This is a genomic window from Rhizobium sp. WW_1 (assembly GCF_003610155.1).
Taxonomy (GTDB): domain Bacteria; phylum Pseudomonadota; class Alphaproteobacteria; order Rhizobiales; family Rhizobiaceae; genus Rhizobium; species Rhizobium tropici_A.
Map to the genome: position 1 here is coordinate 24226 of NZ_RAIN01000015.1, position 25502 is coordinate 49727.

The 25502-nt window shown below is 60.5% G+C and carries 20 protein-coding genes; 9 read left to right on the top strand and 11 right to left on the bottom strand.

Annotated features, from left to right (window positions below):
- Nucleotides 1–247 precede the first annotated feature (247 nt).
- Entirely contained in the window at nucleotides 248–2086 is a 1839-nt protein-coding gene (ilvD, locus tag BJ928_RS29930) for a dihydroxy-acid dehydratase (protein WP_047634774.1), read from the top strand.
- 216 nt (nucleotides 2087–2302) lie between these two features.
- Here the strand turns inward: ilvD and BJ928_RS29935 are convergent, their stop codons facing one another.
- Nucleotides 2303–2650: a periplasmic protein gene (locus BJ928_RS29935; protein WP_047634773.1), complete on the bottom strand. Its 348-nt coding sequence runs from the start codon at nucleotides 2648–2650 to the stop codon at nucleotides 2303–2305.
- Nucleotides 2651–2825: 175 nt separating this feature from the next.
- Between BJ928_RS29935 and BJ928_RS29940 the strand changes: the two genes are divergently transcribed.
- Together BJ928_RS29940 and BJ928_RS29945 are read left to right on the top strand one after the other, a co-directional pair.
- Entirely contained in the window at nucleotides 2826–4229 is a 1404-nt protein-coding gene (locus tag BJ928_RS29940) for a DegQ family serine endoprotease (protein ID WP_047634772.1), read from the top strand.
- Nucleotides 4226–5542, top strand: a complete 1317-nt coding sequence (locus BJ928_RS29945) for a replication-associated recombination protein A (RefSeq protein WP_047634771.1) — start codon at nucleotides 4226–4228, stop codon at nucleotides 5540–5542. The genes BJ928_RS29940 and BJ928_RS29945 overlap by 4 nt, the downstream gene beginning before the upstream one ends.
- 107 nt (nucleotides 5543–5649) lie before the next feature.
- Here the strand turns inward: BJ928_RS29945 and BJ928_RS29950 are convergent, their stop codons facing one another.
- From BJ928_RS29950 to BJ928_RS29975, 6 genes are all read right to left on the bottom strand, one after another.
- Nucleotides 5650–5982: a DUF1883 domain-containing protein gene (locus tag BJ928_RS29950; RefSeq protein WP_047634769.1), complete on the bottom strand. Its 333-nt coding sequence runs from the start codon at nucleotides 5980–5982 to the stop codon at nucleotides 5650–5652.
- 208 nt (nucleotides 5983–6190) lie between these two features.
- Nucleotides 6191–6460: a hypothetical protein gene (locus tag BJ928_RS29955; RefSeq protein ID WP_047634768.1), complete on the bottom strand. Its 270-nt coding sequence runs from the start codon at nucleotides 6458–6460 to the stop codon at nucleotides 6191–6193.
- A gap of 31 nt (nucleotides 6461–6491) precedes the next feature.
- Nucleotides 6492–6689 carry a hypothetical protein gene (locus BJ928_RS29960; RefSeq protein WP_047634767.1) on the bottom strand — a complete coding sequence of 66 codons (198 nt, stop codon included), beginning with the start codon at nucleotides 6687–6689 and terminating at the stop codon, nucleotides 6492–6494.
- A 142-nt stretch (nucleotides 6690–6831) separates the two neighbouring features.
- Nucleotides 6832–7773, bottom strand: a complete 942-nt coding sequence (gene dapA / locus BJ928_RS29965) for a 4-hydroxy-tetrahydrodipicolinate synthase (RefSeq protein WP_047634766.1) — start codon at nucleotides 7771–7773, stop codon at nucleotides 6832–6834.
- Between the two features lie 12 nt (nucleotides 7774–7785).
- Complete coding sequence (locus BJ928_RS29970; protein WP_047634765.1) at nucleotides 7786–8013, bottom strand: hypothetical protein; 228 nt, start codon at nucleotides 8011–8013, stop codon at nucleotides 7786–7788.
- Between the two features lie 166 nt (nucleotides 8014–8179).
- Nucleotides 8180–9196, bottom strand: a complete 1017-nt coding sequence (locus BJ928_RS29975) for a 2-dehydropantoate 2-reductase (protein WP_047634764.1) — start codon at nucleotides 9194–9196, stop codon at nucleotides 8180–8182.
- Between the two features lie 231 nt (nucleotides 9197–9427).
- Between BJ928_RS29975 and BJ928_RS29980 the strand changes: the two genes are divergently transcribed.
- From BJ928_RS29980 to BJ928_RS30000, 5 genes are all read left to right on the top strand, one after another.
- Nucleotides 9428–11347, top strand: a complete 1920-nt coding sequence (locus tag BJ928_RS29980) for a hypothetical protein (protein WP_047634763.1) — start codon at nucleotides 9428–9430, stop codon at nucleotides 11345–11347.
- A 189-nt stretch (nucleotides 11348–11536) separates the two neighbouring features.
- Nucleotides 11537–12985, top strand: a complete 1449-nt coding sequence (locus BJ928_RS29985) for a hypothetical protein (protein ID WP_047634762.1) — start codon at nucleotides 11537–11539, stop codon at nucleotides 12983–12985.
- Complete coding sequence (locus BJ928_RS29990; RefSeq protein WP_047634761.1) at nucleotides 12963–13781, top strand: hypothetical protein; 819 nt, start codon at nucleotides 12963–12965, stop codon at nucleotides 13779–13781. The genes BJ928_RS29985 and BJ928_RS29990 overlap by 23 nt, the downstream gene beginning before the upstream one ends.
- On the top strand, nucleotides 13781–14719 hold the full coding sequence (locus tag BJ928_RS29995; RefSeq protein ID WP_047634760.1) for a membrane protein: 939 nt from the start codon (nucleotides 13781–13783) through the stop codon (nucleotides 14717–14719). Before BJ928_RS29990 ends, BJ928_RS29995 begins: the two co-directional genes overlap by 1 nt.
- Nucleotides 14713–15726 (top strand): OmpA family protein, encoded by a 1014-nt coding sequence (locus BJ928_RS30000; protein WP_047634759.1) that lies wholly within the window; start codon nucleotides 14713–14715, stop codon nucleotides 15724–15726. The genes BJ928_RS29995 and BJ928_RS30000 overlap by 7 nt, the downstream gene beginning before the upstream one ends.
- 17 nt (nucleotides 15727–15743) lie before the next feature.
- Here BJ928_RS30000 and BJ928_RS30005 read toward each other — a convergent pair whose 3' ends face one another.
- Nucleotides 15744–17366 (bottom strand): ABC-F family ATP-binding cassette domain-containing protein, encoded by a 1623-nt coding sequence (locus BJ928_RS30005; protein WP_047634757.1) that lies wholly within the window; start codon nucleotides 17364–17366, stop codon nucleotides 15744–15746.
- 306 nt (nucleotides 17367–17672) lie between these two features.
- On the opposite strand from BJ928_RS30005, the gene BJ928_RS30010 reads away from it, so the two are divergent.
- Nucleotides 17673–18800 carry an alpha/beta fold hydrolase gene (locus tag BJ928_RS30010; protein ID WP_047634756.1) on the top strand — a complete coding sequence of 376 codons (1128 nt, stop codon included), beginning with the start codon at nucleotides 17673–17675 and terminating at the stop codon, nucleotides 18798–18800.
- Between the two features lie 88 nt (nucleotides 18801–18888).
- Here BJ928_RS30010 and BJ928_RS30015 read toward each other — a convergent pair whose 3' ends face one another.
- The 3 genes from BJ928_RS30015 to gpt form a co-directional block, all read right to left on the bottom strand.
- The gene (locus BJ928_RS30015; RefSeq protein ID WP_047634755.1) at nucleotides 18889–19887 is read right to left on the bottom strand and encodes an acyltransferase; all 999 of its coding nucleotides are present in this window, start codon (nucleotides 19885–19887) and stop codon (nucleotides 18889–18891) included.
- A gap of 433 nt (nucleotides 19888–20320) precedes the next feature.
- Nucleotides 20321–24115 (bottom strand): vitamin B12-dependent ribonucleotide reductase, encoded by a 3795-nt coding sequence (locus tag BJ928_RS30020; RefSeq protein ID WP_047634754.1) that lies wholly within the window; start codon nucleotides 24113–24115, stop codon nucleotides 20321–20323.
- A gap of 769 nt (nucleotides 24116–24884) precedes the next feature.
- On the bottom strand, nucleotides 24885–25382 hold the full coding sequence (gene gpt / locus BJ928_RS30025) for a xanthine phosphoribosyltransferase (protein ID WP_047634817.1): 498 nt from the start codon (nucleotides 25380–25382) through the stop codon (nucleotides 24885–24887).
- Nucleotides 25383–25502: the final 120 nt, after the last annotated feature.

A 25502-nucleotide genomic window follows, 5' to 3' on the forward strand; every position in this document is an offset into this window, starting at 1 on the left:
AGTGAAAGCAACTTTTTGTGTGTGCTTGTGAACAGGCTGCTTCGTTCCCAACTGTGGTCGCAGTGCTTGTTTGCCCGGACGCAGCGCTTGCCCCGCAGCGTACCGGATTCGCTTGAGTTGATAGTGACAGTATTGCACGATTGGATTAGGACAATTCCAAAAAGCGGAGTTGCCGGCGTCCCCTTCGGCCCGAAACCTTTGGCCCCTGCCGACCCCGCGCAAATTCCAGGATGACGAGGAAGACACCATGCCAGCTTATCGTTCCAGAACCACCACCCACGGCCGCAACATGGCCGGCGCGCGCGGCCTTTGGCGCGCGACGGGTATGAAGGACAGCGATTTTGGCAAGCCAATCATTGCTGTGGTCAACTCCTTCACCCAGTTCGTGCCCGGCCACGTACACCTCAAGGATCTCGGCCAGCTCGTCGCGCGTGAAATCGAAGCGGCGGGCGGCGTTGCCAAGGAATTCAACACCATCGCGGTCGATGACGGCATCGCCATGGGGCATGACGGCATGCTCTATTCGCTGCCGTCGCGCGAACTCATCGCCGATAGCGTAGAATACATGGTCAACGCCCATTGCGCCGACGCCATGGTCTGCATTTCGAACTGCGACAAGATCACCCCCGGCATGCTGATGGCCTCGCTGCGTCTCAACATCCCGACGGTCTTCGTGTCCGGCGGCCCGATGGAAGCCGGCAAGGTCGTGCTGCATGGCAAGAAGGTCGCCCTCGACCTGGTTGATGCCATGGTTGCGGCTGCCGACGACAAGATCAGCGATGAAGACGTTCAGGTCATCGAGCGTTCCGCCTGTCCGACCTGCGGCTCGTGCTCGGGCATGTTCACCGCCAATTCGATGAACTGCCTGACGGAAGCCCTCGGCCTGTCGCTGCCCGGCAACGGATCGACGCTTGCGACCCATTCCGATCGCAAGGAGCTCTTCCTCGAGGCCGGTCGCCGGGTCGTCGCGCTGGCAAAGCGCTATTACGAGCAGGATGATGTGACGGCTCTGCCGCGGACGATCGCCAGCAAGGGTGCGTTCGAGAACGCCATGGCGCTCGATATCGCCATGGGCGGCTCGACCAATACAGTGCTGCATATCCTCGCTGCGGCCCATGAAGGCGAAGTCGATTTCACCATGGATGACATCGACCGCCTGTCGCGGCGCGTTCCCTGCCTTTCCAAGGTGGCGCCGGCCAAGTCCGACGTTCATATGGAAGACGTGCATCGCGCCGGTGGCATCATGGCAATCCTCGGCGAGCTGAACCGCGCGGGACTGCTGAACCCCGACCTGCCAACCGTCCACGCTCCGACGCTGGGCGAGGCGCTGGCGCAATGGGATATTGCCGTTACCGACAACAAGGCGGCTCTGGAACTCTTCAGCGCCGCTCCCGGCGGCGTTCCGACACAGGTTGCCTTCAGCCAGAGCGCGCGCTGGGAAGAGCTTGATCTCGACCGCGAAAAGGGCGTTATCCGCGATGCGCAGCATCCCTTCTCCAAGGATGGGGGCCTCGCCGTCCTCAAGGGCAATCTGGCGGTCGACGGCTGCATCGTGAAGACGGCCGGCGTCGATGAATCGATCCTGAAGTTCTCCGGTCCGGCCAAGGTCTTCGAAAGCCAGGACGCTGCCGTTAAGGGCATCCTCGGCAACGAGGTCGTAGCCGGCGACGTCGTCGTCATCCGCTATGAAGGCCCGAAGGGCGGCCCCGGCATGCAGGAAATGCTCTATCCGACGAGCTACCTGAAGTCGAAGGGTCTCGGCAAGGCTTGTGCGCTCATCACCGACGGCCGCTTCTCCGGCGGTACCTCGGGCCTGTCGATCGGTCACGCTTCGCCGGAAGCGGCCAATGGCGGCACGATCGGCCTGGTCCGCCAAGGCGATATGATCGACATCGACATCCCGAACCGTACCATCAGCCTGCGTGTCGACGATGCTGAACTTGCGGCTCGCCGCGAAGCACAGAATGCCAAGGGCTGGCACCCGGCTGAGCCGCGCAAGCGCAATGTTACAACGGCGCTCAAGGCCTATGCCGCTTTTGCCACGAGCGCGGACCGCGGCGCCGTTCGCGATCTGGGCGGTAAATAGCCAAAGCCCCTTCGCCCTGCGCAGCGGGGAGAAGGTGGACTCTCATGACCGAGCGTTAGCTTGGTTATGAGAGGACGGATGAGGGGCTTTTGGAGATTTGCTGCCGCGTTGGAGTTTGCCTAACCTACAGCAGCAGCCCCTCACCCTAACCCTCTCCTCGCAGGCGGGGAGAGGGGACACATTGGCTAGGCCTCCAAATCGCGTCAGACCACACCCTCAAAGCGGCCGATTGATCTGCTTGTAGGCGTCGTTCAGCTCCTTCTGACGCTCCTGATAGGAGGAAGTCAGGCAGGCGACATCCGCTCCGCAGGCCTGCCGCTTCTTTAGCCATTCGGTCTGCTGGTCCTGCATCGTGCCGCGCGCGCCCATGGCGAGAAGGCCGGAGAGCAGGTCGAAGGTCGTCACCATCCTGACATCGGCATCGTTAAGGGCACGGACGTCGCAGATCGTCTTTTCGTCCGGCTTCAGGTTCTGCGCCTCGCAATCGAAGCTGGCGGCATGGGACGTGCCGGCCATACCCAGCGAGATGAGGAGGGTGGCGGCGGCAAGATGATTCAATCGCATGTCTGGTTCCCTTTTGACGATTCCCAACGCGAAATGCATGACAGCATGTTTTTGTTCAGCGAGCCTGTTTTTTATCGTCGCCGGCCTCCATTTATGCTTCATGCTTCCGCCCTCTTTTCTTTCTAGCGTCGGGCGCTACAACGTTGTTTCAAGAGAATTAAAAAGGGAAACTTTCATGCATGTCCTCCTGAAGCGCACTGCCGTTTCGATGATTGCCCTCGTCATGGCGATGCCGCTTTCTGCTGGGGCTCAGACGGCAAAGACGTTGCCGGAAAGCCAGACGCAGATGCAGCTTTCCTTCGCCCCGCTGGTCAAGCAGACCTCCGGCGCCGTGGTGAACGTTTATGCCGAGCGCGTCGTGCAGCGTCAGTCCCCCTTCGCCGGCGATCCCTTCTTCGAGCAGTTTTTCGGCCAACGTATGCCGAATCGCACCGAGAAACAGTCGTCGCTGGGTTCGGGCGTTATCGTCGAGGCAAACGGCACCGTCATCACCAACAACCACGTCGTCGATGGCGCCGACGATATCAAGATCGCGCTTTCGGACGGCCGCGAGTTTCCCTGCAAGGTCATTCTGAAGGATGATCGCGTCGATCTCGCCGTCTTGAAGATCCAGTCGAAGAACGAGACCTTCCCGGTTCTGCCGCTTGGCAATTCCGATGGTATCGAGGTCGGTGATCTCGTACTCGCGATCGGTAATCCATTCGGCGTCGGTCAGACTGTCACGAGCGGTATCGTCTCGGCGCTCGCCCGTAATCAGGTGAAGAACGAAGTCGGCTTCTTCATCCAGACGGATGCCTCGATCAACCCCGGCAATTCGGGCGGCGCGCTCGTCAACATGACCGGCCAGTTGATCGGGCTGAACACGGCGATCTTCTCCCAGGGCGGCGGCTCCAACGGCATCGGTTTTGCCATCCCGGCCAATCTCGTGAAGGTCTTCCTTGCCGCAGCCGACCGCGGCGACAAGGCTTTCGAACGGCCATACATCGGCGCATCCTTCGAGCCGGTGACCTCCGACGTTGCCGAAGCGCTTGGCCTCGACAAGGTGCGCGGTGCGCTGGTGACCAAGGTGGTCGATGGCGGGCCGGCGGCCAAGGCTGGCTTGAAGCCGGGCGAGGTGATCACCGCGCTGAACAACATCCCGATCGAGCATCCCGATGCGCTCGGCTACCGCCTGACCACGGCGGGCCTCGGCGCCACCGTGGCGTTGACGGTATTGGACAATGGCAAGGAGCATCAGGCGACGATGACGCTTGCCGCCGCGCCCGAATCCACGCCGCGCGATGAGCGGGTGATCGAAGGCAACAATCCCTTCTCCGGCGCGACCGTTGCCAATCTCTCGCCGCGCGTCGCCGATGATCTGCATATGCCGCCTGATTCCACTGGCGTCGTCATCGAGAGCTTGAAGCAGAATTCGCCGGCTGACCGCCTTGGGTTTGCCGCCCGTGATATTGTCATCTCCATCAACGGCGTGGCGATCAACACGACGGAAATCCTTCAGAAGGCCGTTACCTCCAACCCGAGCTTCTGGCGCGTTGAGATCGAGCGCGACGGTCAGCGCATTAGGCAGTTCTTCCGATGAGTGATGACCTGTTTGCACCGCGGATACCGGAGGAGGTCGCCAACAAGCGGCCTCTCGCCGATCGTCTGCGGCCGCAAACATTGGCCGAAGTCACCGGTCAGGAACATCTGACCGGCGAAAACGGCGTTCTGCGCCGGATGATCGAGGCGGGTTCGCTGGGATCGATGATCTTCTGGGGACCGCCCGGCACCGGCAAGACGACGGTTGCAAGGCTGTTGTCGGGGGAGGCCGGTCTTGCCTTCGAACAGATTTCGGCGATCTTTTCCGGCGTTGCCGATCTGAAGAAGGTCTTTGAGACGGCGCGTCTGCGCCGGATGGATGGCCGCCAGACCCTGCTCTTCGTCGACGAGATCCATCGCTTCAACCGCGCCCAGCAGGATAGCTTCCTGCCGGTGATGGAAGACGGCACGGTTATTCTCGTTGGGGCGACGACGGAAAATCCGTCCTTCGAACTCAACGCCGCTCTTCTCTCCCGTGCCCGCGTCCTGACATTCCAGTCGCATGATGAAGAGAGCCTGGAGGAATTGCTGCGCCGGGCCGAAACGGTGGAAGGCAAGCCGCTGCCGTTGACGGAGGATGCCCGCGCCAGCCTGATCCGCATGGCCGATGGCGATGGCCGTTCGGTGCTGACGCTGGCAGAAGAGGTCTGGCGTGCCGCGCGCAAGGACGAGCTTTTCGATCCTGACATGCTGGTCAAGATCGTCCAGCGCCGCGCCCCGGTCTACGACAAGGCGCAGGACGGGCACTACAATCTGATCTCGGCGCTGCACAAATCGGTTCGCGGTTCCGACCCGGACGCCGCGCTCTATTATCTCGCCCGCATGTTCGATGCCGGCGAAGACCCGCTCTATCTCGGACGCCGGCTGGTGCGCATGGCGGTGGAGGATATCGGGCTTGCCGATCCACAGGCTCTCGTCATCTGCAATGCCGCCAAGGATGCCTATGACTATCTAGGCTCGCCGGAAGGAGAATTGGCGCTCGCGCAGGCCTGCGTCTATCTCGCGACCGCGCCGAAATCCAATGCCGTCTACACCGCCTTCAAGGCCGCGACCCAGGCCGCCAAGCAGAATGGCTCGCTCCTGCCGCCCAAGCATATCCTCAATGCGCCGACGAAGCTGATGCGCACCGAAGGCTATGGCGACGGCTATCGCTACGATCACGATGAACCGGACGCATTTTCAGGCCAGAACTATTTTCCCGAGAAGATGGGTCGCCAGACCTTTTACGATCCCCCCGAGCGCGGCTTCGAGCGCGATATCCGCAAGCGGTTGGACTGGTGGGCGAAGCTGCGCAAGGAGCGCGGCGAGCGCTAGAGCAATTCCGGGCAAAGCGCGATGCGTTTTCTCATCGGGAATTGCGTAAAAGCGGCACGACGGACAGTTTCCGCATCTTCATGACACAAGGAATGCGAAGTTCGGTATCAGCGCCCGGCAGCGTTTTCCTCGGGCGCCTTTTGCATGCGCGGAGCGGCAGACTTGTCGACAATCCTCACGCTCGATTCAGCCACGCCCTTGTGGCCCTCCATATCGACCACGACGTGCCAGTGTCCGGAGTCGGGGATGGTAAGTCTGATCGGCGATTTCTTGGCGACGCCGCCCAGAAACTGATGCTTGAGGGTTTCCGTGAACCGTTCGAAATTCGAGCTGTTCAGCAGCCTGACATTGGCGATGGCAGAAAGCGTGATTTCGATCACGGTTCCGGCGCGCTGTTCCTTGAGATCATAGTGGCTGTAGCGGAAGGCAGGCTTCGACATTGGTTCTGTTCTTTGCATATCTCGCCAGAAAGCTTACCTGAAGGCGGGTTAAGGAAGCGTTTGGTCTGATAGCTGTCGAAGCCTGCGCACCTCCGGGTCGGGCGGAGGAAGGATGCCGCACAGAAGCTGTGCGGCGCCTTTGGCATTGCTTTATACGAGGTATGGGGAGGCTTAAGCGTAAAGAGAAGATCCCGGCTCGTGCCGCGCTTCAATGCAGATTGGATGAGCTGAATGCAAAACCGTCCAGGTCGAGCACGGCGCCTTCGGGTGCATGGCAGATATCGGCGGGATTGTGATTGCACTCTTCGGCCGCGAAGTGCAGGGCGGCCGCCTCGTTGCGGAACAGGCCGCCAACGAGACCTTGCCGGTCCTGAACGATCCAGCTGCCGCGACGGTCGCGTCCGATGATGAAGCGAGCCGGAGCCGACGAAATCGGGCTGTGGGCCGTGCGGCGCTGAATATGCTGTGCGTTTGCCATCGTATTTTCCTCTTTAATCTCTTCGTTGTTCTCAGTGTCCGGTCATGCGCAGCACCATCTGCAGGGTGCCGGCGATCAGGAGGACAAGGCCGAGGCGCGGAGCGACGGACCAAAGTCCGTTCAGCATGGCGTCTGAAGAGATGGACCACTCGCTCTTGGCGATGGCCACCGAGCGAGGGCGTTGGAGGGGGTCGGCGGATAAGCCGGCATGCCTGTAGCGTGACATCATAGTTCCTTTCCAGTGTCACCCGCACCGTTGGTTCGATTGAGATCGCCTCCGGTGCTACGCTGTTGAATCTATGGGGGAGTTGCTAGGATTTCCATTTGCCTCAAATGGCAAAAATATAAAAATCTCATAGGGATGAGTGACTTCACAACCCGAGGCGGAAGGTTTGGCGGGATGCAAATCGGCCGCTGCCGTCGAACTGGAAGGGCAGGACGGCAGCCTGAAGCGCCTCGGCGGTTTCGTTGGTGACATCCACCAACGGCAGACGGACGTCGGCTCCTATATGTCGCACGAGCGACAGGGCGTGCTTGACCGTTGCCGGTTCGCTCTCGCGCGACAAAGCGTCGAACAACGGCTGCAGACGGTCGTCAATGGATCGCGATGCGTTGAGATTACCGCCGGCGGCCGAGTGCTGCATGGACTGGAACAGGCGCGGGACGATATTGGCTGCATTGGAGAAACAACCATCGCCGCCCGCAACCGTGAACGAGAGCGCACGGGAATCGTTCGACGTGTAGAGGTTGAAGCGCTCCGGCAGCAGCGATCGCCAGAGATCGAGACGCGAGACGTCTCCGGTGCCATCGGCAATCCCCACGATACCTGGAATCTCGGCCAATTGCGCGACTGTGGACGGCATTAGGTCGATGGCGGTATGCGATGGCTGATTGTGGATGATGATGGGCAGCTCGGTCAGTTCCGCAAGCTGCTCGAAATGATGAAGCACGCCCTTCTGGGTCGGTTTCGAATAATAGGGAAGCGTCACGAAAGCGGCATCCGCGCCGAGGCGTTGCGCCTGTATCGTTTCTTCGATGGTTGTTGCCGTGTCGTTGGTGCCTGTCGCGACGATGACGGGCACCCTGTCTTCGGAGAGTTCGACGCAGATTTCGATGGCGCGGATTCGTTCCGCCTCGGTCAGTGTCGGCCCTTCGCCGGTCACGGAGCAGACGAGAAGCCCGTCGATACCGCTCAGCAATTGCCATTCGATATGGGCCATCATATCGACACCATCGAAAACGCCATCGCGAAATGGTGTGACAAGAGCGGTGATCGCACCGCCTATGCGTCTTGAAAAAATCGGTCTGTTCATCTCAGCGGCATCTCAAAGATAGTGCAGCACGATGAACAGCTCCAAGCCGCCGAGCAGCAGGCCGAAGGCGAACATGGCTTGAAAGGTGCGCTTCTCGCGAACCTGGTGATTTTGAAACTGACGCTTCTGCGCATTCTTTGCGCCGGGAGCGGATGCCGCGATGCGGTGATGCCTCTCATCGCTGTTATGAACGAGGACGCGGATGGCGTCCGTCAGATTGGGTGCGTGTGTATCGAGCATGGCGTGTATCTCCATATTCCGACACAAGCGTAACGCCGGAGGTCATAGGAAATCCATTCGCGGCCAAAGGCGAAGAAGTAAGTGAGATATAAAGAGTTGGCGTCCTCGGCTTCGACCCGGCAACCGGTCTGATTGCCTGCTGCTCGAAGTTCGAGGGCTGCTTTGCCTAACCCGCGCCTTGCTGGTTCTTCCGGTCGAGCTGGGTGACAAGCGTGAGGATGGTCGCCGAGACCGGCGTCGGCACATTCGCGAGCCTGCCGAGAGAGACCACGACGCCGACGAGCGGCGTGATCTCCAGCGCCTTGCCGGCAAGCAGATCCTGCAGCATCGAGGTGCGCACCGGCCCGATCTGTCGCGAGCGTTCGAGGCGTTCTTCAACGGACATGGCGACCTGAGATCCCAGGGCTTCGGCGACGGCCTTCACCTCGCTCATCACCTGGCCGACCATCGCGGAGAGGGCCGGATCATCCATGATGTCGGACATCAACCCGCGTGTGAGCGCGCTGATGGGATTAAAGGCGGCGTTGCCCATCAGTTTGCTCCAGATATCGTCGCGAATTCGCGCGGAGATGGAGACCTTCACGCCGGCCTGCTGCAGCAGCGCCGCGACTGCTTCGATATCGGCCGTCGTTTCGCCGGAAGGTTCGCCAAGGATGAAGTGGCCGCTATTGCTGAGCCTGATCTCGCCGGGCGCGGCAACCTCCGCTCCCTGATAGGCGACACAGCCGATGATGCGCTCCGGCCCGATCAGGCGCCAGAGATCGCCATTCGGGTCCAGCTCTTCCATCTGATGCTCGGCATGGCCGCTTTGTCGGTCCCGGTGAAAATACCACCAAGGCACGCCGTTGAGGATCATGACGACGCGGGTGCCGGAATGCAGCAGCTTTGCAATGCCGGGTACGGCTGCGGCAAGCTGATGCCCCTTGAGCCCGGTGATGACGAGATCCTGTGGCGGTAGCTCGCCCGCATCGGCCGTTGCCGTCATCTGCGCAATGAGAGGGCTCTCCACACCCGCTTCCCAGAGGCTTATGCCGTCGGCTCGAATGGCCTCAAGATGGGCTCCGCGCGCAACGACCGAAACTCGTGTCTGCGCGCTCGTGGAGGACGCGAGTTTTGCCGCGATCGCGCCGCCCAGTGCGCCGGCGCCATAGACACAGATGTTCTTGAAGGGGGAGGGCGTCATGATTTGATGCTCCGAATGATGTCGCGTGCTCGGGAAAGATATGTCGAGCCCATGATTTAGCGAGTGGTTTATCAGATTGCCGGCAATTGGAATTGAAAATCGCCAAACCTTCCGACACACTACAGTCTTATGGAAATTTCACCATACTCGTCAGAGCGCGAATGGGGTTAACGGGAAACGGAAATACCTTCTCAGCCACCACTGCTTCGCACGGATCTTGTGAGCGGAGCTATGTTTTCACTACAGGCATTTGGCGGCTTGAAACTTCTGGACGGCGACGGCTGCGAGGTTTCCTTCCCTGAAAAAGGTCTGCTGATCCTGGTCTGTCTGATGCTGGAGCCGACGGCGGGCGCATCACGCGGCACGATCGCCCGGCTTTTGTGGGGAGACGACAATGGCAGCGCGCAGGTCAATCTTCGCAAGCTGGTTTCGCGGATCAGAAGCCGCCAGAATAAGCTCGGTTGGTCGTTCCTTCGTTTCAGCGAAACAGCCGTCGAGCTCGAAGCGCCTCCAGCGAGCTCCGATCTCTGGTTTGCGCACTCGCAAGACGGCGGCCCGGTCTTCGCAAGATTGAAACTGCTGGCGAAAACGCTTGAGGCCGAATTCCTTCGCGGTGTCGATTGCCAGAGCGCGATTTTCTTTCATTGGCGTGCCGCTCAAGGTGGCAGGCATCTTTCGGCGCTGAAGCAGGCGCTGGGTGTCGCTGCCGCCGAGGCGGATGCCAAGGACGATGTTGCCCTGGTGAAGGAGGCGGCACTCCTGGCCCTGGGCCTGGACCCGGAGGATCGGGATATTCTTCGGATCCTGCTGCGGATATTCGATGCGGAAGGTGAGGTCGAGCATTTCAGGCGGATTTTCGAGCAGCGTGCCGCACTGCTGGATTCATGGTCCGCACAATACGAGCATGCTTCGCAAATTCGAGCCGGGGATGCCATTCGCCATCGTGAAGGGCGTCAGGTCGCCCGCCCAAGAGCAAGGATACCTCTCCTGTTGCTGCCTTCCGCGGAGAGGCAAGGCATGGATTACGATGCCGCGTCTCTGGTAAACGATATCACCGTTGGCTTCTGCGCGCTGGACAGTCTCGAAATCGCCGGTCGCTGCACGGCGATCCGGGTCGGTAGGGTTGGAGAGCGTGCCGTCGCGACCTTCGATCAATGGGACCGCTCCTACATTCTCGAAATGCGGCTTAGTGCTCGTGATGACGGGCCGCTGCTGTTCTCGCAGCTGGTCGACGCCGCGACCGATGAAATCATCTGGGCCGAGCGCACCAGCCTCGGACGGTCCTCGCCGGAAGAGCAGAGACGGACCGTCGGGCGTCATATCGTTCTGTCTCTTGCCGGGCAGATAGAGCGCCGCGAGATGATGAGAGCCCATCTGGAAGAGAATCCTGCGGCCTATCAACGCTACCTCGCCGGCAAGCGCTACCTCGAACACCTCTCGATGCCGAATCTGCACAGGGCGCGCGGGGAGCTTGAAGCAGCGTTGCGCACCAGCAGCCATTTTGCCCCTGCCTTGAGTTCAATCGCCCGCACCTATTCCAAGGAATGGGTGCTGACATCGGGAAGCGATGCAGCCTTGCTGGGCGAGGCGGAACATTATGCGATGCAGGCCATCGCGGCGCGGCGTGATATTGCCGATGGCTATCGCGAATTCGGCATGGCGAAGCTTTTCCAAAGAAAAAGTGATGAGAGCATCGATGCGCTCAAACTGGCCGAAGCCCTCAATCCGGGCCATGCCGGCATCATGGCCGATCATGCCGAAGCGCTGCTTCACTCCTCACGACCGGATCTGGCGCTGACGAAGATCGAAACCGCCATTGCGCTCAACCCCGTGAGCCCCGACACCTATCTTTGGACCGCTTCCGTGGCGAGCTACACGCTTGGCCGGTTCGAAACCGCTCTCGATTATATCGGTCGGATGGCGGACACACGCCTGGCAGACAGAATCTCGGCGGCGAGCTGGGCGATGCTCGGAGACGAAGAGAAGGCGGGCTTCTTCGTGAGGCGGGTTCGCAAGACCAACCCGGATTTCGATGTCGATCGCTGGGTCTCGGTCGTCCCGTTCAAGGAGGAATGGCAGCGTGACATCTATCGGGAGGGGCTGCGTCGCGCCGGCTTCTGGCGCGCCATCCCGAGTTCGCATAGGGCGTAGCAGCGATCCGTGGCGATGAGCGAGCGCTGGTCCTTGCCGTCGGATGTTTTCCAATCGCTGCGGGCTTGGGCTAGCCTTTACCACAATCGCATCCTAACCTCCTCACATCGCGCTGGACCGTGGACAACCAGTGCGGTATCGATCTCTCAATTGTCCTTTCTAAGTTGATGAATTCGCCGGGGAAGATCGTTGCGTTTCGAAGCCCTCAACCGTCTCTGGGATAGCGTTCGGGAGACCAGCCATGATTTCCGCGCCTCGACGGACGTGTTTCCCGTCGTCGATATCGAAAAGCTTGGTGCGACCCTCGACCTGAAGGAAAAAGGAGCCGCTGCCGGCCGGCAGAACCGGCCGCCGCCCGATGCGCAATCGCATGACGAGACGGAGCAGCGTATCGTCGCCTGGGTGGAGGCGGAGAAGAAAAGCTCCTACCAGATCCTCGAAGATCAGTTCCAGACCTTCGACAGCCGCCTGCGCAATCTCGATTTCGAAGGGCAGTTCGGGCTGATCCGTCAGGCGAACGCGTCCAGCGTCTCGGATTTCAAGGCGGAGGTGGCAAGCGGCGTCGATGAACTGCATGGTCTGCGCCGCAACCTGAAGACCGCCGAGGACGAAATGGTCGGCTTCAAGGCGAAGCACAAGCTGCAGCGGGCAGCAAAGGTTTCCAGCCGGGCGGCATGGGGCTTCAAGGTTTCGCTCATCGTTTTCCTCGTGCTCATCGAAATGGTGATGAACGGCAGTTTTCTCGCCAAGGGAAGCGAACAGGGTCTCGTCGGCGGTGTGACGGAAGCGGCAGCCTTCGCCTTCCTGAACATCGGCACGGCACTGATGTTCTCCTTCTTCTGCGTGCGCTTTCTGGTGCATCGCTCCTTTGCACTGAAGCTGCTTGGCCTCCTCGGGCTTGTCGCCTATGTCGCCGTCGCGCTGGGCATCAACATTGCATTGGCGCATTACCGCGAAGTCTCGGCGACGATTTTGAGCGGGGCTGGCGCCGAGGTGATCCAACGCCTTAAGGCGGCACCCCTCGGGCTGCAGGAGCTGAACTCCTGGATGCTCTTTGCCATCGGCCTGATGTTCTCGCTCGTCGCCTTCATCGATGGCTGCTATCTGACCGATCCCTATCCGGGTTTTGCCGGCGTGCAGAAGCGTCTCGATGCGGCGCGGGACAATTATATCGACCGCAAGCTGGATCTGATCGAGGATCTCCGCGAAATCCGCGATGAGCACAACAGCAAGATCGAGGAGATCATCCGTGATCTTTCCCTTCGCCGGCAGGAAACGGCCGCCATCATCGCCCATCGCGCGAGGACGGCGGGGCTCTTTGCCGAACACCAGAACCACCTCGAGCGTTCCGCCAATGTGCTGCTCACCTCCTATCGCGACGCCAACCGGGCTGCGCGAAGCGAGCCTGAGCCCTCCTATTTCAAGGCTGCGTACAGGATGGAGCGTCTGACGCCTGTCATCCGCACCGAGGAGGAGTGGGACGATAAGGTGCTGGGATCGCGCATCCAGAGTGCGCAGGCGGAGCTTTCGGAGCAGATCAAGCGGATCGGCGACGAATTCGAGCGCGCCATCGAGAAATATCACCAGCTCGATAATCTTTTCCCGGAGAGCATCCTTGGCGCGACGCAAGCGGCGTAGCCGGCGCGGCGGGTCCGCCGGTCTCATCATCGCAACGGTTTGCCTTGCGGTCCTGTCGCTCGGGATCGTCGGTGCCTATGGTTGGCTGCGTTACAAGGCGGCCAGCAATGTCGCCGTCGATCAGGCGTCGCTTTGCCCGGTGGACGGCCCGAAGGCGGAAACGGCCATATTGCTCGACGTCACCGATCCCATCGCCGACTCGACGGCGCTCGATCTCCGCAACCAGTTCCAGAAGATCGTGGCGGATGTGCCGGTCGGCGGGGCCATCGATATCTATGCGCTCACCGAAAAGGAAGGCGAGCTGATCCAGACCTTCCACGGCTGCAATCCGGGAAGTGGTGCGAATGTCGACGAATGGACCAGCAATCCGCGGCTCGCGCAGGCACGATGGGAGAAGGGCTTCCAGAAGCCGCTCACCGAGATCGCGGGCAAGCTGACAGCAGGCGAGTCCGGCAGGCTGTCGCCGATCATGGCGGCCATTCAAAAGATCAATCTGGAGGTTTTTGCCAACGCGCCGGCCGGTATCCCGAAGCGCCTTTATATTGCCTCCGACATGCTCGAACACACGCCCGCCTTCTCGAATTACCGCGACGGCGCCTCCTATCAGAAATACCAGCACAGCCCGGCAAACGACCGTTTTCGCACGTCGCTGGATGGCGTCACGGTCAAGATCCTCGCCTTTCAACGGCCGAACATCAAGTTCACCATGGAAGACCTCGCAAACTTCTGGGCGCAATGGATCAAGGGCAATAACGGTTATTTCGACGGCTTCGTGCGATTGGAGGGGATACGCTGATGGCCAATACCGACGCCAGATATCTCATCCGGGATTACGGGCCGATGGTGCTTTTCGCCTCCATCACCATTGCCGGCATGATCTTCATCTGGTCGTCGAAGCTCATGGGTTGGTCGCTGCCGATCGTGACAGGCGTGCCGCTGGTGCTGATGGCGATTTACTTCATTGTGTCGCTGGCCGTTGCCGGATTTCGGCTGCACAACGAGCAGGCGGGCGACAATCTCTATTATATGGGTTTCCTGTTCACCCTCTCGAGCCTCGGCGTATCGCTCTATCTCTTCGCCGGCGAAACATCGATCGAAACCATCGTTCGCAATTTCGGCATCGCCGTTACCTCGACCATCGCCGGCGTGACGCTGCGCATTCTCTTCAACCAGATGCGGCGCGATCCGATCGACATCGAGCGCAGCGTGCGCCACGAGCTTGCCGAGATGACGCGGCGGGTTCGAACCGAACTCGATTCCTCGTCGCGCGAATTCTCGCATTACCGGCGCGTCAGCAACCAGATGCTGTCGGAAGGGTTCGAGGAGATTGCGCGGCAGGCCGAGCGCAACGGCCAGGAGATCAACAAGATCCTGGAAATGCTGGCGAAGCAGGCGGTAACCCCCATCAATGACGCCGCCGCGCAGCTGACGGCGACGACATCGCAGCTTTCGGAGATCATCGGCACCTTCGGCGCCGCCGTCGAGAATGTCGGCAGGAAGCTGGAGGAGATCCGCTCGCCGGAGGATGTCGTGCGCGCCGAACTGGCGCCGGCGATTACCGCGATCAAGGAGATGTCGGAGGCGCAATTGCAGCCGCTGCGCAACATCGAACTGGCGCTCGGACGCATGGCGGAAGCGATGGGGCAGGCGCCGCTGCCGAAGCCGGAAGCCGATGATCGCGTCGCGTCCGAAATAGAAGCCGAACCGCGAAAACGCTGGTGGCATCTATGGTAACAGAAGGCTCGGACACGCAGCCGAAACTGGAGCATAGGGGCTACAATCGTGGTCTCATCCTTGGCCTGACGATGGCCGAATCCATGTTGCTCCTGGTGTTTTGTCTTCTGCTCGTGGCGGCCGCCTTGATTTCGGCAGAGAGAAACAAGCGCTACGAAGTCGAGCGCAAGCTTGAGAAAGCTGAGCAGCAGGTCGCCGTGCTGGAGAAGAAGCGGGCGGAGCAGGCGGCCGAGATCGTCCTGCTGCAGTCCAAGGTCGTCTCCAGCGATCTGTCAGCCGCCGACAAAGCCGTGGTGGACAAGCAATGGCGGGAACTGGTGCTGGCGAAAGAGACGCTCGACAGCATGGCGGATCAGGGCGCGACATCGGCCGATCTGCAGTCGCTGTCCAAGGTCGCGGCCGTTCTGAAGCAACACGGCGTCTCGCTGGCGTCAGCGCCCGACGAGGTCAACAAGCTTCTGGCCGACAGTGGCGGTGGAAAGGGCATGCACGACTGGCCGCCCATCATCAATCTCGACGATGCCAAGAAGAACTATTTCCAATCAGGAAGCGCAGAGCTCACGGGCACCTTCTCCCAGCTTCTCAGCACGACGATCACGGACGAAATCGCCAGCAATCTGAGCCTCTATGGCGCCAATATCGTCGAAGTGATCGGCCACACCGACGAACAGCCGGTGGCGCGGGAAAAATCCAATCTGGACGATACGATCATCAGCGCGATGGACGGCAGGCTGCCGGTCTCGGCACTGCTGCCAGCTGACAATGCCGGCCTTGGTCTTGCCCGCGCCATTGCCGTTGCCAATGTGCTACGGGCCAATCCGAAGCTGAAGGATGCCACCATCCTGCCGATGTCCGCCGCGCAACTGATCCTGCCCGGCGATACCGTCACCTCCGGCCAGCGCGGCGCCGTCGAGTCACGCCGCCGCATCGAAATCCGTGTGCGTGGCAGGACAGCGCCCGTGGCGGTGATCAACGCCGGCGCTGTGCCCTCGGCCAACACGCAATAGCGTCGGTTCTGCTGATATCAGCTCCTGAGACCGGGCGCCTCGTAGCCGGTGCGCTCCACATATTCCGTGTAGCCGCCGGTATATTGGTGGACGCCTTCGGGCGTCAGCTCCAGCACGCGGTTGGAGAGCGCCGCCAGGAAATGTCGGTCGTGCGAGACGAACAGCATCGTCCCTTCATATTGCGACAACGCATGGATGAGCATTTCCTTGGTGTCGAGATCGAGATGGTTCGTCGGCTCGTCCAGGATCAGCAGGTTCGGCGGGTCGAAGAGCATGATGGCCATGACGAGCCGCGCCTTCTCGCCGCCCGACAGCACCCGGCACTTCTTTTCCACATCGTCGCCGGAGAAGCCGAAGCAACCGGCCAGCGCCCGCAGTGCGCCTTGGCCTGCCTGCGGAAAATCGTGTTCGAGTTGCTGAAACACGGTGCGCTCGCCGTCGAGCAGATCCATGGCGTGCTGGGCGAAATATCCCATCTTGACGCTCGCGCCGAGGGCGACGCTGCCCTCATCCGGTTGCGTCGAGCCAGCCACCAGTTTCAAAAGCGTGGATTTGCCGGCGCCGTTGATGCCCATGATGCACCAGCGTTCGCGGCGGCGAACCATGAAATCCAGTCCTTCATAGATGCTGCGGCTGCCGTATTTCTTGTAGACATTCTTCAGCACGGCCACGTCTTCGCCCGAGCGGGGTGCCGGCTGAAATTCGAAGGCGACCGTCTGGCGGCGCTTCGGCGGCTCGACGCGGTCGATCTTTTCCAGCTTCTTCACGCGGCTCTGCACCTGCGAGGCATGCGAAGCGCGCGCCTTGAAGCGCTCGATGAACTTGATTTCCTTGGCGAGCATGGCCTGCTGGCGCTCGAACTGCGCCTGCTGCTGCTTTTCGTTTTGCGCCCGCTGCTGCTCGTAGAACTCATAGTCGCCCGAATAGCTGGTCAGGTTGCCGGCATCGATCTCGATGATCTTGCTGACGATGCGGTTCATGAACTCACGGTCGTGCGACGTCATCAGAAGCGCGCCCTCGTAACCCTTCAGGAAGGATTCGAGCCAGATCAGGCTTTCGAGGTCGAGATGGTTGCTCGGTTCGTCGAGCAGCATGACGTCGGGGCGCATCAGCAGGATGCGGGCGAGCGCCACGCGCATCTTCCAGCCGCCCGAAAGTCCGCCGACATCGCCGTCCATCATCTCCTGGGTGAAGCTCAGGCCGGCCAGCACTTCGCGGGCGCGGCCCTCCAGCGCATAGCCGTCCAGTTCCTCATAGCGGGCCTGAACCTCGCCATAGCGCTCGATGATCTCGTCCATCCTGTCGGCCTGGTCCGGATCGCTCATCGCGGCTTCCAGCTCGCGCAGCTCGGCGGCAACGGCGCTGACAGGGCCGGCGCCCTCCATGACTTCGGCAACGGCGCTGCGGCCTTCCATTTCACCGACGTCCTGATTGAAGTAGCCGATCGTGACGCCCTTATCGACGGAAACCTGCCCTTCGTCGGGTAGTTCCTGGCCGGTGATCATGCGGAAAAGCGTCGTCTTGCCGGCGCCGTTCGGCCCTACGAGCCCGACGCTCTCACCCCTGTTGAGTGCCGCGGATGCCTCGATGAAGAGGATGCGGTGGCTGTTCTGCTTGCTGATATTCTCGATACGAATCATGGTTACGCGTGGCCCGAAGAAACTCTTTTCGGGGGCCTTATGCCACGGGTTGCGCGCTCTGTCGCAGCTTTTCGGAAGGGCGAGGTGAGATCGCTGGCGGACTGATGTTCATAGGCGACGCTTTCTAGGCAACCTGCTTGCCGCGCGGAAGAGAAACTTTCGGTCGGGCGACGGATTCCGGTTCGCTCTCTCGTTCAATCGGCGCGACTTCCAACCAAGCTGGTACATGATTGGGTCGCCCGCCGTCTTCCGCTTGGCTGGAAGTCGCTATATTCATGGTCATCCGCCTCAGCCGAGTTTTTACAGATGAAGATTCTGAGAAGCATTCAGGGTAGGGTTTGCGCCCGACTGTCGATCGCAGCAGCAGTCGCCATCGGCATGTCGAGCGAAGCGTGGTCAGCCGATGCCGATTCCCAGCATGCGCGGCTCGAGCAACCCGTCAAGGAGGTCGCGGACCAACGCCTGCTCCTCGACACGCCGGAGGGGAAGGGCGAGCTGCCCGTCTATGCGGATCACGCGATCGAAGCGGCATCGCCCGACGTGACGAAGGTGCTGATCATCATCCATGGCACGCTCCGAAACGCCGATGCCTATTATGCAACCGGACAGGAAGTGCTGGCAAAGGCAGACGATCTCGCCGACGGTGCGATGGTGGTTGCGCCGCAATTCCTGATAAAACCGGATGTGAACGCCTTCTCGCTCTCGGCGCAAACGCTGGCCTGGACGCAAAATGGCTGGAAGGGCGGAGAGCCGGCGCGCCAGCCGGCGCCGATCAGCTCTTTCGCCGCGCTCGATGCCCTATTGCAGCATTTTGCCGATCGCCGTCTTTATCCCTCCCTGAAGACCATCGTCGTGATGGGGCACTCGGCAGGAGCCCAGCTAGTCCAGCGCTATGCCGTGGTCGGAAAGGAAGCGGAGGATTTGACGAGCGCCGGCATCTCCGTTCGCTACGTCGTCGCCAATCCCTCGAGCTATCTCTATTTCGACGATGAGCGGCCGGCCTTGCCGGATCAGCAGGCGGGGCTGGCCGCATGCCCCAAGGCGACGCAGTGGCGCTACGGGCTGGCCGGCGCGCCGCCATACGTATCCTCGCAGGACCCGAAGACCCTTGAAACCAGATATGCCGCGCGCAATGTTGTCTATCTGCTGGGCCAGGCCGACACCAATCCCTACACCCATTTCATCGACCGCTCCTGCGGGGCGATGGCGCAGGGGCCATATCGGCTTGCACGCGGGCTGACCTATTTCGACTACATGAAGAAGCGGCATCCATCCGATCTCAATCAGAAGGTCGTCGAAGTGCCTGGCGTGGGGCATGACGACGAGGCGATGTTCACCTCGGATTGCGGCATTGCCGTGCTATTCGATCGGCCGGTGCCGCCATCCTGCCCGGTCATTGACGGGACGGCAAAAGTGTCGGGGACGGTGCCGTAAATCTCTTTGGTTTATCTACTCCCTGACGCCGTACGCATGCAATTCCGATCTCAAGGCGTTTGGGACTGCTGTGCTCTGTTCTTGCCCGTCAGTTGCGATAAGCGGGGCGCTGGCGAGACGATTGCATTCTTCGCTGTATCGGGCGCTCGATGCACAGGTAGCAAACGATGGCGAAGGCCAGCGAGCCCAATACGATCAATACAGGCTGCAGACCGTGCGGGACCCCGATGCGCAAAAGCAGTGCCGTCACCATGATGCCGGTCAGCACATGCCATAGGTAGATAGAATAGGAGGCATCTCCCAGGAAATGCAGGAATGCCACCTTAGGGACGCCGCGCTCCCGCTCCGCGAAAACAGCGCCCGACAGCAGCAACACCGCCGGTATGCCCCACCGGACGGCCCGTTCCAAATGGATTAGCGGGCCGCTCGCGATCAGCAGTGAGAACCCGATGATCATCAAGCCGATGGAGACGGGAAAGGGCAGCCGAAAGCTCTGTTTCCACAGGCGTCCGATGGCGATGCCGGCCGCAAATTCCAGAATGACCGGTTGGCTGAAAACACTGAGATAGCCGAGGGGCAGCAGGTAATGTGCAATCACGACGGCCACCAGAGCCGCCATCAGGAACCATAGTCGCCTGAACGCCGGCACGAGCAGCGAAATCGAAAAGATGAGATAGAAGAACATCTCGTAGGAGAGCGTCCACCCCTGTTCGACGACCGGATGCAGCGCTTCGTCCTTCATGAAGGGCACGAAGAAAAGAGAGCCGATCAAGTTCTCGACGCTCGAATTCGTGTCGAAGAAGAATTGCGGTTTCAGCACGGCGACGACGAAGGTTGCTGCCGTCGCAATCCAGTAGAGCGGCACTATTCTGATAAGCCGCCGCCACATGAATTCCTGCGGACCGAGCGATCTTCCCTCGGTCGTGACCCACATGATGAAGCCGCTGATGACGAAGAATATATCGACACCCGCAGCCCCGATTTTGAAGTTCAGGCCATATGTCTCGCTGACATGGAAACAAAGAACGGAAATTGCTGCGATGGCGCGCAGATATTGAATGCTCGTGATATCGCTGCCGGTTTTCAAAACGGTGCCTCACACGATTGGACTGCTTTTTCCGACGCACTAAGGGCGGGATTCAGCGATAAATATGTCGAAGAGCCGGGTACCGTGGATCACGGCTTTGAGGCTCGGCAGACCGAATATTGCTGCAGCAACAATTTCAATGAAAATGGATGATTTCCCGCCGGTTTCGTGGCCGAAATCGGGCATTTGGGGTGAGGGGTATTGGCACTGATAAGGCCAAACCTTTAGCTATCTAGGCATTTCTTCATGAACGGGTGCGTTGACGGATATTTTTAGTCGACGGAAGAGAGTGCTGCCCCGGCACCAGCAGCCTGGGGCTGTAATAGCGCAATTTGGGAATGTGCAGCTTCAGTCCGATTACGAAACACCTTCATAAAAAAAGCGGGGCGATTGCTCGCCCCGTTGATGGATTAGCTAAGAGCACGATAAATTATCAAGAGCAGCCGCTGGTCGCACCGCAAGTGTCGCACTTCTCGCAGGTGCCGTTGCGGACCATCGTGAAGTTCTGGCACTCGGTGCACATGTTGCCGGTGTAGCCCTGCATGATGGAGCGGGCGCGGCGTTCGGATTCCAGTTTCTTGGCGTCCGTCTTGGCCGTTGCCGCGTCGCTTGCAGCCTTGTCGGTGAAGAGGCCGGTTTCTTCCGCCACTTCCTCTGCGATCTCTTCCGCCAACTCCTTCGCACGCTCTTCGTAATCGCGCTTGAAGGCGACGACTTCGGAGGTGGAAACCGCGCTTGTCGGCTCCAGCTTGCGGACGGTGTTGCCGGCGAAGGCTGTGACCGTGGAAACCGAGGCGGCGCGGGCCGGGGCAGCGGTAGCCGAACCCTTGACCTCGGCTGCCGGACGTTCGCCCGATGTCGGAACGAGCGTCGGCTTGTAGCCGCGGGTCAGGCCCTTGGAGACGACATCGGCCTTGCCTTCGGAAACGCCGCGGCCGAGCGCCGTGTTGCTGAAGTCCGAGGTGTCGACATGAGCGAGATCGTGACGGCCGAGATAGGAGATCGCCAGTTCGCGGAACACGTAGTCGAGGATCGACGTGGCGTTCTTGATGGCGTCATTGCCCGTTACGATGCCGGCCGGCTCGAACTTGGTGAAAGTGAAGGCGTCGACATATTCTTCGAGCGGCACGCCGTACTGGAGGCCAAGCGAGACGGAAATCGCGAAGTTGTTGATGAAGGCGCGCAGTGCAGAGCCTTCCTTGTTCATATCAAGGAAGATTTCGCCGAGACGGCCGTCGTCATATTCGCCGGTGCGCAGGAAGATCGTGTGTCCGCCGATCTTGGCCTTCTGGGTATAGCCCTTGCGGCGGCCCGGCAGCTTCTCCTGTGTGCGCACGACCTTCTCGATCACGCGTTCGACGATCTTTTCGGTGATGGTCACGGCCTGCGCGGCAGCAGGGGCCTGCAGGAATTCTTCCAGCGCATCCTCGTCACTGTCGTCTTCGATCAGCGAAGCATTCAGCGGCTGGCTGAGCTTGGAGCCGTCACGATAAAGGGCATTGGCCTTCAGACCGAGCTTCCAGGAGAGCATGTAGGCGTTCTTGCAATCCTCGACGGTCGCCTCATTCGGCATGTTGATCGTCTTGGAGATGGCGCCCGAGATGAAGGGCTGGGCTGCCGCCATCATACGGATGTGGCTTTCGACCGAGAGGTAACGCTTGCCGATCTTGCCGCAAGGGTTGGCGCAATCGAAGACGGCGAGGTGCTCGTTCTTCAGGAAGGGCGCGCCTTCCAGCGTCATCGCACCGCAAACATGGATGTTCGCAGCCTCGATGTCCTTCTTGGAGAAGCCGAGATGGTCGAGCAGGTTGAAGCTCATGTCGGCCATCTGCTCGTCGGACACCTTCAGCGTGCCCTTCAGGAAGTCGGCGCCGAGGGTCCACTGGTTGAAGACGAACTTGATGTCGAAGGCGCTCTTGAGCGCGGCGTTGACGGCATCGACCTTCTCGGCGGTGAAGCCCTTGGCCTTCAGCGTCGACGGGTTGATGGCCGGAGCCTGGTTAAGGTTGCCGTGGCCGACTGCGTAAGCCTCGATCTCGGCGATCTGGCTTTCGGAATAGCCGAGCGTGCGCAGCGCTTCCGGAACGGCGCGGTTGATGATCTTGAAGTAGCCGCCGCCGGCAAGCTTCTTGAACTTCACCAGGGCGAAATCCGGCTCGATGCCGGTCGTGTCGCAATCCATGACGAGGCCGATCGTGCCGGTCGGCGCGATGACGGTTGCCTGGGCGTTGCGGTAGCCATGTCTTTCGCCGAGTTGCAGCGCCTTGTCCCAGGCGGCCTTGGCATGGGCAACGAGATCCTTGTCCGGATTGTCGGAATGGATCAGCGCGACCGGGTTGACCGAAAGACCTTCATAGCCCGAGGCCTCGCCGTAAGCGGCGCGGCGATGGTTGCGGATGACGCGCAGCATGTTCTCGCGGTTCGGCTCGAACATCGGGAAGGTCCCGAGTTCGGAGGCCATTTCGGCCGAGGTCGCATAGGCGATACCGGTCATGATCGCGGTCAGCGAGCCGGCGATGGCGCGGGCTTCGTCGCTGTCATAGGGAATGCCCGACGACATCAGCAGGCCACCGATATTGGCGTAGCCGAGGCCGAGCGTGCGGTATTCATAGGAAAGCTCGGCGATGCGGCGCGAGGGGAACTGCGCCATCATCACGGAGACTTCGAGAACGACGGTCCAGAGACGGACGGCGTGCTCGTAGTCAGCAATGTTGATACGCTTCGTCGCTGCGTCCTTGAAGGTCATCAGGTTCAGCGAGGCAAGGTTGCAGGCCGTGTCGTCGAGGAACATATATTCCGAGCACGGATTGGAGGCGCGGATCGGGCCCGCGGCCGGGCTGGTGTGCCAGTCGTTCATCGTCGTGTTGAAGTGCAGGCCCGGGTCGGCCGATGCCCAGGCGGCGTAGGAGATGGATTCCCAGAGGTCGCGGGCCTTTAGCGTCTTGATGACCTTGCCGTCCTTGCGGGCGGTCAGGTTCCAGTCGCCATCATTCTCGACGGCACGCAGGAAGTCGTCCTTGATCGAAACCGAGTTGTTGGAGTTCTGGCCGGATACGGTGAGGTAGGCTTCCGAATCCCAGTCCGTGTCGTAGGTCTTGAATTCAAGATCCTTGTAGCCCTGACGGGCGAACTGGATGACGCGCTGGACGTAGTTTTCCGGAACCTGGTCCTTCTTGGCAGCACGGATTTCGCGCTTCAGGGCAGGGTTCTTGGCCGGGTCGAAGCAATCGTCATTGTCGCCTTCGCAATTGAGCGTGGCCTTCATGATCGCCTTCAGGTGCCTGGCGACGATCTTTGAGCCGGTGACGAGGGCGGCAACCTTCTGCTCCTCTTTGACCTTCCAGTTGATGTAGTCCTCGATGTCAGGATGGTCGATGTCGACGACGACCATCTTGGCGGCGCGACGGGTCGTACCGCCCGACTTGATGGCGCCGGCAGCGCGGTCGCCGATCTTGAGGAAGCTCATCAGGCCGGAGGAGCGACCGCCGCCGGAAAGCTTTTCGCCTTCGGCGCGCAGCATCGAGAAGTTCGAGCCGGTGCCGGAACCGTACTTGAAGAGGCGGGCTTCGCGAACCCACAGGTCCATGATGCCGCCCTCGTTGACGAGGTCGTCCTCGACGGACTGGATGAAGCAGGCATGCGGCTGTGGATGCTCATAAGCCGACTTGGACTTTGTGAGCTTGCCGGTGAACGGGTCGACATAATAGTGACCCTGGCCGGGGCCGTCGATGCCATAGGCCCAGTGCATGCCGGTGTTGAACCACTGCGGCGAATTCGGAGCAACGCGCTGGGTGGCGAGCATGTAGGCAAGCTCGTCGCAGAAGGCGGAAGCGTCTTCCTCGGACGAGAAGTAGCCGCCCTTCCAGCCCCAGTAGGTCCAGGTGCCGGCGAGGCGGTCGAAGACCTGTCGCGCATCGGTTTCCGAGCCGCTCTGCCGATCCTTGGGCAGATCCTTCATGGCGGCATCGTCGGGAATGGAGCGCCACAAGAAGGAGGGGACGTCGTTTTCCTCGACCTTCTTCAGCTTGGCAGGCACGCCGGCCTTGCGGAAATACTTCTGCGCGAGAATGTCGGCGGCCACCTGCGAGAACTGCGCGGGTACATCGATGTTTTCGAGGCGGAACACGATCGAACCGTCGGGGTTCTTGATCTCGCTCGTCGCCTTGCGGAATTCGATCTCCGCATAGGGTGACTGGCCGGCCTTCGTAAAACGACGTTCGATGCGCATGGTCCCAATCCTCATTCGTTGGTGCGCTCCCGCATGAAAGCAGGACGCAAAAATTCTCATTCCGGCGTCGCGATGTCAACGCGCAGCCAGCTTCGATCCGCTCTCTGACAGGAGGTGTCATCCGGAGATGGCGTTCCTGTATCTTGTGGTGATGGTGGCTGCAAACACTAAATATAGTATTAACAGCTTATTGCCGCCAGTCCCCGCATGTCTTTTTTGGCAGCCTCGATATCGGCACAAAAACGCTCACGGCGGCCACTGATCAAAGTGTATCGCCCTGAATCCAAATCCGATTTCGAATTGAGAACCAGCCCTCGTAAATACGCCTGGTCCAGTCGCCGCCGCAACGTCGTCCATTAACTTTGAAAGACCCGATTCCGTCAAGGGGTGGTTTGCTAGGGATTGTTAACCACAATATCTTGTGGGCTTAGCTGTGGAAACTGGGGAAACGTCAGGAGGGTAGAAGAATCAAGAGCTTGGGCGTCGTCGTTCGCCCTTCGCGCGACCGCTGTCGAGGTTTGTTTCATCAAGGCCGGAGTCAAAAGCGACAAAATTGTGACCGTGACCTTGATGCCATTGGCAGCGCGGCAAAATCATGCCGTGGCACATCATGATTCGCGCGGAAACCCTTGAATCCCGCGCGTTCCCGCCAATATGCGTCCACTAAATCTAGTGGGCGCCGCAGCGCCCACCTCTATTACCGTCATTCGAATCATGTTGCCGCACGGCTGGCGATCGCGACTGATTCGCATCGCCTCTAATGGCAGTGTCAGCCGCGATGGCCCTTAGCGATCGGCTCCTGGTAGGTGAAGCCCATATCCCAGGGGAAGTAGATCCAGGTGTCCTGGCTGACTTCGGTGATGAAGGTGTCGATTGTGGGAACACCGGTCGGCTTGGCATAAACGCAGGCGAAATGCGCCTTCGGCAGCAAGCTGCGAACCTCGAGGGCCGTCTTGCCGGTATCGGTGAGGTCGTCGATGACGAGCACCCCTTCGCCGCCGTTGGCTGACAGTTCTGGCGCAATGCCCTTGAGCAAGTTCATTTCGCCCTGGCTGGAATAGTCATGATAGGAGGCGACACAGACGGTCTCGATCAGGCGGATGTTGAGCTCACGCGAGATGATGGCCGCCGGCACGAGGCCGCCGCGGGTGATACAGACGATCGCCTTGAAATCTCGATTGAGGCCGGCAAGCCGCCAGGCAAGCGCGCGCGCATCGCGATGGAACTGATCCCAGGATACGGGAAAGGCTTTATCGGGCAGGGACATGGCAGAAGGCTCCGGGGCATGGAATAACGACGCACCGGCAGCGCCGGCGACCCTGAGCAGACCCCGCGGCGGGCGCGGACCATCATCCAGATCCGGAACGCGATTCGCTTGCCATCTGCG